General features: G+C 38.1%; 3 protein-coding genes. All 3 read right to left on the bottom strand.

Going from position 1 to position 13,616, the window contains the following annotated elements:
* Positions 1-13: 13 nt before the first annotated feature.
* The 3 genes from ACT5E3_RS01030 to ACT5E3_RS01020 all read right to left on the bottom strand — a co-directional run bounded on the left by ACT5E3_RS01030 (position 14) and on the right by ACT5E3_RS01020 (position 13,586).
* Positions 14-772, bottom strand: a complete 759-nt coding sequence (locus tag ACT5E3_RS01030) for a hypothetical protein (protein WP_444996465.1) — start codon at positions 770-772, stop codon at positions 14-16.
* 29 nt (positions 773-801) lie between these two features.
* Entirely contained in the window at positions 802-11,628 is a 10,827-nt protein-coding gene (locus ACT5E3_RS01025; protein WP_444996464.1) for an SDR family NAD(P)-dependent oxidoreductase, read from the bottom strand.
* Between the two features lie 116 nt (positions 11,629-11,744).
* Positions 11,745-13,586, bottom strand: a complete 1,842-nt coding sequence (locus tag ACT5E3_RS01020; protein ID WP_444996463.1) for a phosphopantetheine-binding protein — start codon at positions 13,584-13,586, stop codon at positions 11,745-11,747.
* Positions 13,587-13,616: the final 30 nt, after the last annotated feature.

Genomic DNA, 13,616 nt, shown 5'->3' with positions numbered 1-13,616 from the left:
CAAATCACTTATTTTAAGAAGCCATTTTGCGATTTGTAATTTCAAGTACTTTAATACCTGCATCCATAACGATTAATGGTGTTTTCATACGCCCCAAGCGAAAGTGAACTTTACGACGTTTCGTAATTAAATAACCATCAACATTTTCATAATCCACTAAAAAGTTGGCCGCCTTTGCTAAAGGCGAGCTTACTTCGGCACAGTAATCATGGCGGATCAACAAACCTGACTCGTCAAAATATAGTGTTTCATATTTACTATGAGTATGTGCACCATCGGGATTTTCAATATCAATTCTAGTACGCCAGTCGCCACTATTGCGTTTTTTAACACCAATAATTTTTGTGTCGGTCAGTGTATAAGGTAGTGATGCATAATGAATCATTGCGTAACCGAAAAAATAGGTGGCATCTAGCGTATTCCACGGACGTCTAAAACGAGAAACACTCATCATTTTTTCGCGATAATTGTCATGATCAAAAACAGGTTTTTCGCCCGCTGCAACCTCAGCAACTCGACCATTATCATAGATACTTTCACGTCCGACTTTAGGGTAGTCATATAAAATAGCGGTTCCTTCCTTAGGGTTTAATTTAACTTTCTTAGGCATCGGAAAATCATTTTCCAATCCTCGACGAGACATCCCAAACCCACCCATGGTATAGGCTTCAACTAATATACTATCAACTTCTTCCCACCGTTCCATTCCACCATGACGCTTAATAGCTAAATCAATTGCTTCTTTTGCTTGTTGCTGAATATTTGTTGTCATTATGTTTAACTCCGATATTAATTTTTGTTTTATTCTGTCATCAAAGAAACATCTTCAACGACTTTATTCATTAGTGATAAACGACTATTATCTCTTTGAATCCAATAACTTTTTTGCTCTAACGGGTAACCCGGTATAGACAAGCGTTTAGCAGGCGAAGCCGTCGTTTCTTGTGTCCAATCAACTTTATTTCCTGCGACCCATCGCTGTGCTAACTTTTCCTGTTCATCATTAGCTACCAAACATTCCACACTCCCTTGTGGTTCTAAGTTCTGACTCAGTTTTTCCAAGCCAAGAAGTAATTCATCATATGTCTGAGCAATTATGGCAGCTCGACAGGCCATTGCCTCTCTTCCAACTTGCAAGGTCCAGGCAAAATCGGCTAAAGACAAATTGCCATTAGTTTCAACAAATAATTTCATTTGTTTTAAAAGCTGAGTTAATTGTGGAGGCGTTTTAGCAGAAAATATAAACACTCGTTCTTCAGATACCGTTTTCTCTGAATGTTCAATTGGCTCGATATATTCCTCAAGTATCAAGTGACCACAAACACCACTAAAACCAAAGTTGTTAATCGCTGCTCTTCGAGGTGCTGATAGACCTTGTTTATTTTTAGAAGAAGGCCAAGGCTGATTTTCTTTTTCCATCGCTATCTTACTATTATTCAGAGAGATATTTTGATGCAGCCCGTCAAACCCAGGAGTTCCAGGAATTGTTTTATTTTTTAACGCCATAATGACCTTAAATAATGCAACCATCCCTGAAGCGACTTCGGGATAACCAATAACGGCTTTTGAATGACCAAGGTGACAATAAGTCTCTCTTTGTGGATCGGCATAGGTAGCTTTGATTGCACTCATTTCAATGGCATCACCCAAAGCATTAGAAATACCATGTGCTTCCACATAAGCAACACTATCAGGGTTAACTTTTGCAGTTTTATAGGCCCGTTTCATTGCTTGCTTCATTCCCTTTCCATTAGGCGTTGTCATCGATACCGTATTACCGCCGTGACTTAACCCGGTTCCTTTAATCACTGCATGGATATGATTTCCATCAGCAATCGCTTGCTTCAGTGGTTTGAGTAGTACCGCACCAACAGCTTCACTACGAACAAAGCCGTCAGCACCAGGACCAAAAGCAGCCATTTTGCCTTGCGCACTCAAGTAGTCCATCGACTCAAAGCCAATGTAACCAGCAGGTGATAACAATAAATTCACCGAACCAACAATCGCTTGCTCACACTCACCTTGTTGAATTGACTGAACCGCACGATGTAAAGCCGTAAATGTTGAAGAGCAAGCTGTATCATAATGCTCACTAGGCCCAGTTAAATTCATACTATATGAAATACGATTAGGAATCATTGAAGTAGATGACCCAACCACAACCAGTGGTATATCATTAGTCATAGCATCAAGATTTAGGTACTCACTAGGAACCGAAGCAATAAAGACACCCGTTGTTTTTTCTGACAAGTTCTTAGGTGTTTCTCCTGCCTCTTCAACCGCTTTGTAACTATGCGTTAATAACAGGCGTTGCTGAGGCGACATATATTTTGCTTCTTGCTCACTGATGCCAAAAAATTCAGCATCAAACAGATCAATGCCCTCCATAAATCCGCCCCACTGAAAACAGGCTTCATTAACAGGCAAATTTTCTTCTCCCTGAACCTGCTGCCAATCCCATCGTTCAGCTGGTACTTGTCGAATACAATTTTTTCCTGCTTGAAGGTTATCCCACAACTGTTCAATGTTTTCTGCTTGCGGAAAGCTGCCGCTTATACCAACAATAGCAATAGCATCAACATCATCAATCTCGCTAGTCGTATTAACTTCATTCACAAACGCTTCATCAACAGGCGAATAATTAGTCGATGAACTTTTAACAAAACGATTTATTAACTGACTGGTTGAAGTAACATTAACCAGTTTCTCTTCCGTTTCAGGTGATTTGCTAACACTCAACTCAGGATGCTGCTCGATGATATAACTTGCTAAACTACTTACTGAGTCGTAATCAAAAAATAAAGTGACATCGAGTTCAATACCAAAGCTGTCATTTAAAGTTTGCGCCAGTTGTACTCCGGTCACAGAATCTAAACCATAGCCCGAAAATGACTCATCAATATCAATTTCTTCCATCTCAACTTTCAGCGCATCACTCAGTAACTTTTTGATACTTTGTTCAACATTAACTTGCTGTGTTTCCCGATCATGAGACTGTACTTTTACTTCTTTAACGTCACTGTTTACTAAAGGTGAATGATATTGCTTATTTTGCTCAAAACCATTTTCTTTCTTTTTAGCAACACTTGCCGAAAACTTCTTTTCAATAGCCGCTTGATAATTCTCTAATAAATAATCACTCAACTCTTGAACATTGGTGTAGTCAAAAAACAAGGTAACATCTAAATCTAAATCAAAACTATCATTCAATGTTTGAGTCAAAGATACTCCGGTCACAGAATCTAAACCATAACCCGAAAATGCTTCATCAATATCAATTTCGTCTTCACCAACCTTAAGCGCTTCACTCAAAGTTTTTTTAATTGCATCAATTAATTGCTGCTCAACACTACCCGTTTCTGTCACAACCTTAGTTTCTGATTGAGCGACTTTAATTTTTTGTGGAACTTGTAAGAATGAAGCGTAAGCACCACTAGCCAGCTGCTCAATTGGTTTATTGACACTAACCAAAGCCAGTTGATTTTGTTCACTAACAAGCAACTGCTCTAATGCATTCATAGCCACATCTGGTTCGATAGAGCCAACACCTAATCGCGTCATCACTTGTTTGACTTTATCATTATCGCCAACACCCGTTGTTCCCCAATATCCCCAGTTCATTACTTTAACTACACATGGCCATCGTAATGACAAACTTTTAGCAAAAGCATCTTTAAACTGGCAGCCCGCAACATAATTACTTTGTCCCGGCGGTTTACCAAAAGCAACCAGAGAAGAAAAGAACATCATAAAGTCTAGCTGTTTAGGGTTAAAAACTTGTGCCAACCTAACACTAATATCAACTTTTGAAGAGAGTGCCGCTCTGAAACTTGACTCGTTCATAGCAGCAATACTTTTATCATGCAACACCAAAGCTGAATGAACGACACCGTTAATTGTGCCGTAAATATTTTTAATTGTATCGTAAGCCAATTGTAACGATTCTTTATCGGTTGCATCGGCACTAATATAAAAAGGCGCTTGCGATTGCTTAGCTAGCTTTTGCAATTTATAAGTAAGTGCTGCATCTTTTGGTCTTCGGCCAATCCAAATAATCTGTGCTTGGTAAGTACGCATCATATACTCACTCCATACCTCACCAATACCACCAGCACCTCCAATAACAACATAAACGCCTTTTGACTTATACAAGGATTCTTGTACAGGCAAGTTATCGCATGGCGTTAATTTTTGTTGATACCAGGAAGAATTTCGATACGCCCAGACTTCTCCGTTAGTACAAGCTAAGTTAAACAACTTAGCCATCTCATCATTTTTTGAATTTAATCCGCTATGAGGTAAATCGAATACTGAAATTTTCCAGGCTGGATTTTCTTTCGCTAAAGATCCGAGAAAACCAGCCAAAGCGGCGTGAGTCGGATCGGCTAATTCATTTTCATCAACAGATTGAGTTTGATGAGTCAGTACGGTCCATTTTAATTTGACATTAGCATAACCATTCGATAACAAATATTTAACCAATTTAAAAAGTTGTATAACACCATGCTCTTGCTGTTCAATCATTTCACCTAGCTCGGCGCTTTCTACATTTTGTGTTGGTGCAATCCAGACAATATGCGCTAATTGATTGATTGACGATAAAGCGTCGGGAGAAAACTGATTAACCTGAATGGCTTGTTCGAAAAACGATGATATTTGATGATTGAGCTTTTCATTTTCACCAATAATTAAAGTTTGCCCGGAAAAAGACGATGAATTTTCCTCTGCTTTAACTTGTATCCAACGGGGTTCCAACATGATATCTTGCGATGTAGCAACAGTATCCGTTTTGCCCGTTAATGTTCTCGAGGTAAAACCTTCAATACGAACACACACCTTGCCATCACTATCACACAAATCAATATCCAAAGTTTGTGTGTTTGAGCTCTGCTGTGATGAGTCTAATAATTTAACAGATACCCACATCTCAGGCACACAGCGACCAAGCATCTCAACCTGCTTAATTTTAAATGGCAATGGCGGCTTCATTTCTGCAATTGCAGGATCTTTAGCCAGCATAAAACCAATGCACGCTTGAAGGCCACAATCAACAATCACTGGATGTAACTCAAACGCTTCTGCGCCAAACATAATGACTTGTGGTAATTTAATTTTGGCTAATAACTGGTTGTCGCCAACATAAATATTTTCAATACCACGATGAGCAGGACCATAGTTAAGATGCATAGCTTCAAAAGCAGAGTAGACTTGCTCATGAGAAATTTCTTTCCTATTACATAGCTGTTTCAAATTTTGAATATCGACAACTTGATCGTACTGCTGACTTGCAGATACCAGCCCTTTACAATGTAAAAATTTATTATTTTTAGCTGCTAAACTATAAAACTCAAAATCAACATTACCATTACTTTGAGGCTTCAGTTCAATATGAATATTTTTTATCGATTCATTACTGGTCAAACTCACTGGTTGTGGCCAAACAATATTATTAATCTTAATGCCTCGATCATTTTGAACAGAAGATGCATTATTAAATGCAAATCTAACCATTTCCAAATAAGCCGCACCGGGTAAGATTTTGTCTTGCCCTACCCTATGATCGGCTAGAAAAAATTCTTGTCCATTGAATGTTGAGGTATATTGTTGACGTAAAAAATCAGAAGTATTGCAATGAATCAATGGATGTAACTTAGTCGTAAGTGACTCAGCTTTTTGAGCTTTTATTGATGGCACCCAATAACGTTTATAAGCAAACGGATAAGTGGGTAAACTGACCCTTCTGGGATTTTTCGAATTGTAAAAATTTTGCCAGTCTAACTCTAATCCTTTCACCCATAATTCACAGAGTTTATTAAACTTGCCTTTAGCTACCCACGACTCAACGGCACTTTGTAAATCTTCATCTTGAAGGAATACAGCCATCATTTCTGCGTTTGGTTTAACTCTCCCTCGATAAACACCTTCTGCATTATCTAAATTATTCAGTTTAGTTAATAATTCATCAAAAGAATCGACCACTATAGCCAAACGCGCATCCATTGCTTCACGTCCAACTTGCAAAGTGTAAGCAATATTCAGCAAATCACCTTGCGCATAATTGTTACTTAACGTTTGATACAAACGTTTTCCAGCTTCATCTAATTGTTGCTCATTACGCGCAGATAAAACAATAATATAAGATCCTTTATTTTCTGTGGCTGCAACGGCTGCTTGGGGGGTGTATTCCTCGATAACAACATGAGCATTGACCCCACCAAAACCAAAAGAACTTACACCAGCACGACGTGGTAATTCTTTACCTTGTTTATCTTTAGTTCGCAACCAGGGACGGTTTTCTTGAACGACATAAAAAGGACTTTTCTCAAACTGAATATAGGGATTAACCTGATCACAATGTAAACTTTTAACCAGCGTTTGATGCTTTAACTGCAACAACACTTTAATCACACCGGCAACACCCGCGGCCAACTCCAAATGACCAATATTACTTTTAACGCTGCCTACTCCACAATAACCACTTTCACTCGATGGATAAAGTTCGCTAAATGCGGCTTTCATTGCATTAACTTCAATCGGATCGCCCAATTTAGTCCCCGTACCATGTGCTTCAAAATAGCCGATACTATGAGGATCGATATTCGCTTTAGAATAGGCCGCTTTTAATAGTTCAGCCTGGGCTTTGGGGTTAGGTGCAGTTAAGGCATTAGCTCGCCCCCCGTGATTTTCAGCAGAAGATTTGATCACGGCATAAATATTGTCACCACTTTGCTCCGCGGCCTCTAGCCTTTTCAACACAAGAATGCCAACACCTTCACCTCTTACATAACCATCGGCTTGATCAGAAAAAGTTTTACAGCGTCCATCTGGAGTTAACATACCCGCTTTACCAAAACCTATATGACCTTGCGGAGTAACAATTGTATTTACGCCCCCAACAATAGCCATATCAAATTGACCGCTCTTAATTCCTTCAACGGCGCGATTAATGGCTACCAGAGAAGACGAACAAGCGGTTTCTATCGGCTCACTTGGCCCATGCAGATTCAAGAAAAAACTCATTCGATTAGGTCCAACCGATGGCACCATACCTGTAGCAGAAGCGCCCTCAATGGGTACACCTGCATCAGTTAAAAGGTTGCTGTAACCACTATTCGCTGTACCAACAAATATTGCCGTATTGCTACCACTTAAACTCTTAGCACTATAGCCTGCATCTTCAATCGCCTGCCAAACATGCGTCATCAGCAAACGTTGCTGAGGATCCATTAATTCAGCTTCGCGCGGTGATATACCAAAAAATAACGGATCAAAATCAGCAACACCGTTAATAAAGCCGCCCCATTTAATATCGGTTTTATTATCTTCACGTTTCGGATCACCATACAAAGCTTGCCAATCCCAACGATCGGGTGGGATCTGGGTAATACAATCTTTTCCTTCAGATAAGTTTTGCCAAAACTCATCTAAATTATCTGCCATTGGAAAACATCCACTCATACCAATGATCGCAACATCACTCGTAGTATTGATATTTTGTGGCTCATATGTTGGTGTGCGGCTTAACAAGCGGGATTTATGTTGATTAATCGACTGTACATTTTCCTCTTGCGTGATTTCATCAGAAACAATTTCAGTACCATATTTTTCAGAGAACTGATCAGCATACTCTTCAATTAAAAAGCCACTAAATGTTTTTAATGTTGGATACTCAAAGAAAATAGTTGGGTTAAGTGGCCTATCGACCGGCAAGTTAAACATTTCATTGAGTTGGTTACCAAAATTGGTTAAGTGGATTGAATCAAACCCCAATTCATTCAATTCTTCATCAACATCAATATCAGCTGGTTGTACTAATAACAATTCTGCGACTTTATTTTTAAGAGAAGCTAATACTTGATTGAAAACCTCTCCTTTATCTGCAATAACAGTTTTTTGCTGCTTTCTATCTGAAGAATTTTTCTCACCCGTGCGTGAAGAAAATCGAATCATACGAACACAAAGTCGGCCACTCTTATCCATCAAGTCGATATCAATTTTTTGTACTCCGCCGCTCGAGTCATTGTCATCATCACTAGCAGAAAGGCGAATCCATGCCCACATATCAGAGGTACACGGACGATATAAATCCACTTGTTCAACTGCGAAAGGTAATGGTAATTTTTCATAACCAGTTTTACCATCAGCGTCCATAACAAGACCAATCGAGGCATGCACTGCACTATCCATTATTCCTGGATGTAAAACAAAGTGCTGAGAATCAATTAAACGATTATCTAGTGTAATCTTAGCTAGCACTTCAGAATTGCCAATAGAAATCTGTTTTACACCTTGATAAGCAGCGCCATAATCAAGACCTAAAGCGCTATAAACAGAGTAAAGTTTTGCCGCAGTTATTTGTATTTTGTCACAGCGACTTTCTATTGTCTGAAGATCATTGCTTATATGGAGCTGACTAAGTTGTTCTTCACTTTTATTGCTAATTGCAACCTGTCCTTGACAATGAATTAACTGCGTTTCTTGTTTCTCACTAAAAACTTCAAAAGCAACTATTTCTAATGATTCATCCAATGGTTGTAAAACCACTTTAATTTCTATCGATTCGTAACTGTCAGGCATTAATGCGATTGGCTGAACCCAAACAACATTACGCAAACTGATATTGTGTAATGCATTGCTTGACTGTTTTTTAAATGCGTCACCAATGGCGACTCTAATCATTTCCAGATAAGCAACACCAGGCAACACTTTAATACCTTTTACCTTGTGATCAGACAAGAAAGGTTCACTACCATCAAATCGCGTCAAATAACATTGTTCATACAAATTAGATTGATTATCTTGTAACAACGGATGAATCGCATGTTGATGAGTGGCAACTTTCTGTTTAGCAGAATCAGGCAACCAGAAACGTTTACGATCAAATGGATAAGCAGGCAAACCGGAGAGTAATGGTTGATTTTTTTGTTGCCAGGTTACTATGTTCCCTTCAGCCCATAATCGAGCTAAATTAATTGGCTCGCTCAACATCTGACTACTTTCAACAACAGTAGTCTTAGCACGTTTTTTTCCACTAAAAACTAAATCATTTTCAGGCTTACCGTTCAATAAGCTTTCAATTAACTCAACACACTGTTTCACACTGGTTGCCACCATAGCGACTCGATGCTTCAACACTTCACGACCGACTTGTAATGTATAAGCCAAGTGAGCAAGATTAGTTTGTGGATGGTCAAGTAGATAATTTTTATAATTAACCAATTGCTTTTCTAAACTGGCAGTGTTGTGTGCCGATAGCACGATAATTTGTTGTGTCTGCTCCGTTTGATTCAATGCTAATTGTTCGAGTTGTTTTTTTATTTTTGGTTGATACTCTTTGACGACAACATGCGCATTATATCCCCCCACAGCAAAACCACTTAATCCAACCACTTTTTCTTTTGTCGTATGCCAGTCATGAGCACCAGTCAACAAATTTAAACGTTGACTATCGATATGTAATTCAGGATCAACTTCTTCAAGTCCCTTAATTCCAATCATTTTATTATGCTTCATTTGCAAAAGGGCTTTAACTAACGTGGTCATTCCTGAAGCCGCTTCAGTATGGCCAATGTTCGCTTTAACTGAAGTGACATGACAAGGTTGTTGTAATTCGCTACCTTTAAATGCCAACTTTAATGATGTCATTTCAGCAAAATCACCACCACGTACACCTGAAGCGTGGCATTCAACTAATGAAATATCAGCAGGTGTTAACTGAGCATCTTTCCAAGCATCGGTGATTGCTTTGGTTTGCTGTTGTACATTGCCAGCAGCCAATGAAAGTGTTTTGCCACTATTATTAACCGCAGAGCCAGCAATTAATCCATAAATATTATCGTTATCTTTTTCTGCTTTGATTAATGACTTTAATATCACAGTAACAATAGCTTCGGATCGAATTTGCCCCTGAGCATCTTTACTAAAGATACGAGGATAAGCTTCTGGCGTGAGTAAATTTTCTTCACGCACAGCAAAACCGTACGGATGTAATATAAGATTAGCGGCACCGATAATCGCCTGATCAATCACCCCTTGGCGGATTAAACGAGAGGCTTCATGCAATGCAACTAACGAACTTGCACATTCTGAATTAACAAAATGAACAGGGCCCTGAATATTTAGTAGTCGTGCAACTTTAGGTGGAAACATCGCTGTTTCATTTCCACCCCAAGCAAGAGGATTTAAAACTAAGTGGTGATCTTGTAGTAGCTTTTTGTAATCTTCAGATTGGGTACAAATAAATAAACCTGTCCGTTCACCGGCAAAATCACTCGCAGGATGACCGCTATCTTGAATACATTGAATAACTTGCTCTAGTAGTAATCGTTGTTGTGGATCAATAAAGCGCGCCTCTTCAGGTAATATCTGAAAAAAAGCTGCATCAAATTTTTCCACATCATTAATATAACCCCCTCTAGATATTTTGCTATCAAGTTTGTCATATTCACGTGTTTCAGGCACATCGGTAAATAAATCAACACCTTCAACTAATGCTTGCCAATACTGTTCCACATTTTCACACTGAGGAAACAAACCCGCCATACCAATTACTGCCACACCATTATTTGTTGTTGTTTGATTTAACTGCGCTTCAAAACTATTGTCGCGATGAGTATCAATCTTAGTATCAGCAGTTACAATAGAACTCATATCAAAACTTGTTTCTATATCGGGTTCTTTTACCGGCTCTTTTTTTCCATGAAATAAGTTATATAGACGTTCCTTATATCGAGCAAAGTCGGTATCAAGAAAGGCAATATAATTTTCGGGATGAGTATAAAGCGTTTTAATTTTTCCATTTTCAACTTCCATTGTCAGACACGCCTGAAGTCCATTAGCACATTGTAAAAGCGTACTTGATGGTATACTGGAGTCAGCACGTAAACAAACGCTCATTTTATTACCGTGACGTATATATAAATCATCAATACGCTTTGGTGTTAGATCGCCAAGACAACTTTGCAATGCATAAGCAAAAGTTTTCCAAGCCTGTATTCCTTGCCCTTTAGTATCACCATTATAAAAGACCATATCTGGGTGCTGAATATCTTTCATATTGCTTAAAGAACTATGACCAAGAAAACAATCATTCATCCGCTTAAACAAGTCACTCATCATGACAGTCTGACTATCGTTTGAAGGAAAAATTTTTCCATCCTGTTCAAGTAATAGCTTTTCTTTAATCACAACCGGATATTGCATAACCTTTTGCTGAGGAATTTTTCCAAGCAAGTATAAAAAGTCAGGTACCTGTTGCCATAACTCAGCAATTCTTCCTTTTTCAAAACGAATAACTATTTTGCAATAATTAGAATATCCACTGCCCTGAATAATATCAGGGTGCCACTTATTCGATGACCAACGATAGTAAGCCTGAATATAATTATCTCTGGTAAACACTCTAAAAAATTCAACATCAAGTTTTTCAGTAAGCTGTTTAGCTTGCATAACAAACCTTTTATAAGCTTCAACACCTTCAATTTTTTGCTGCTGAAAATTAAAAATCATTTGTTCATCAAACAACGCTAAAAAATTTTCAAGTGGTAGCTCACCATTCCATGCTTGCTTGAATTTACCAACAATTTCATTACCCAGCTCGTGCCGATAATTCACTTGTGCTTCTGCCATTTTAATATTCCGAATATTACTTTTAGGTTATCTTTCAGTTTTAAGGTTGTTACTAATAGAAATGTCAAATTACGCCATGACAACTCATAGACAAGTTGCCATGGTTTAAAGATGAATTACATCACAGGCTCAGGTTCTTTTTTAGTCATGCTACTGTTGCGAAGATAAGGCATCATCACTTTGCCATTATTAGCTTTGAGGGCTTCAATTTTTTGATATATTTGCTCGGTTTGCAGACTAATATCAGCTGGTGCGGCATGAGTAGCAACTTGCTGTAAAAACTCAAAATATTTTTTATCAATCACAAGTTCATCTTGCCACAACTCTTTAGCTAGCTTAGAAGTATCATTATCGAGTCCATTACGGAAAATATAGTAAGATGAAATACGTTTTCTTGCTTGATCGATAATTGATGATAAAAATTTAGTTGCATCTAAAGGTCCCAGATCAGAACGCAATAAATTATCATAAACCTGCTGTGTTCGCGCAAACCCTTTAACATGTCTGCTATATTGTTCACCATAAAGTTCAGGTTGTTCAATAATTTTATCAGCCATGGTCGCCATACTCATCAACATACTAATGTTTGAACCCGAGGTAAACCAGGTTGACGCTGCACTACCACCAACCATTGCCCAGTTTCCTCCAGTAAATCTGTCATACATAAAATGTTGTGATGGAATGCTGACAACTTCTTTACGTCGAGAGAAATGTTTAGAATAGTCAACCCCTCTACGTTGATAAGCTCGAGTTAAGGCGGTTAATATTTCTTCTGGATTTCGGTCGCCAATATCTTGTGGCTCCATACTAATACCGACAGAGATATAAGAACCCAAAGGAATAAACCATGAAACACCTTTAATACCATCAATTTTTTCATCTGCTCGCAATAAAGTGGTTGCATGCATCCATGGAAGATCTTCGCGATGACATAAATCCTGCCCATCTTTTTGATAGTAGTGGCTATAAACTACTTGTCGCTGTTCATCAAAATTTTCATAAGGTATGTTTATTTTTCGACCCAATAAACGGATATGATTAGTACAATCCCAAACAAAACTTGGAATGAGTTTTTTACCACTTTTTAAATGTAATCTACTCACTTTATCGCTGTTAGCATCATAATCAACGTCATCTACCAACTCTTCTACCCATAAACAATTAGGTGATTGACTCACCTCTGCATATAAAGCACGATCAAAACCAATTCGATCAACGTGAATAAATGTTTGTGGTACATCTTCATCAAGGAATAAACTGGCAAAAGTACCAAAAAAGTCAAAACGCAAACCTGCAACAATATCACCCATATAAAATGGCGTCATATCTTTACGAAAGAAATATTGTTTATAATCTTTAAAATCCCGAGTAAACTCGATAGTGCACGCTTCTGTCATTGATTCGCCTAATCTTGGTGAATCACTCAACTGTTTAGAACCAAGCATAATATGACGAATATTTTTTCGGCTGAGTTGACGACTAATCAACATTCCACCAATGCCACTACCAATAATAACGGGCAAGTTATCGGGTAAATCATCAACAGAAATTTGCTGATTCACTTTTTTCTCGGTCATTTCAGGTTGTGAAGTTTTGTTTTGCATAAGCTCAGATGAAAAGTGTTCCCAAGGATCATTTGACTCGTTATTGCTCGTTACTTTTTCATCCATCATAGGCAGAGATGAAACTTGTTTAGATAACATTTTTTCTACTTGCTCATACTTATGTTCAATTAAATAATGACAGAATGAATCAAGTTCCGAATGTTCAAAAAACACGCCTGGGTGAATGTCGGTATCAAGTTCAGCTGAAACACGCTCAACAAAACTCACTAAAGTTGTTGAGTCAAAGCCTAGCTCTTGAACATTAACTGAAGGACTAATATCTTTTGCATCAACTTTAAGTACGTCAGCAGCTATATTAACCATTTTTTCGAGTAATAAATTTTTATCAGTCATGGTGTTTCCTAATTTTTAGTTTTTAAATTT

It is taken from the genome of Aliikangiella litoralis, from assembly GCF_052495765.1.
The sequence above is the reverse complement of the archived record's forward strand: the minus strand, read 5'-3'. Positions and strand labels throughout refer to the sequence as shown.

Bases quoted from the DNA above. Each gene is read 5' to 3' on its own strand.
- ACT5E3_RS01030 (WP_444996465.1), bottom strand. From the start codon at position 772: ATGACAACAAATATTCAGCAACAAGCAAAAGAAGCAATTGATTTAGCT.
- ACT5E3_RS01025 (WP_444996464.1), bottom strand. From the start codon at position 11,628: ATGGCAGAAGCACAAGTGAATTATCGGCACGAGCTGGGTAATGAAATT.
- ACT5E3_RS01020 (WP_444996463.1), bottom strand. From the start codon at position 13,586: ATGACTGATAAAAATTTATTACTCGAAAAAATGGTTAATATAGCTGCT.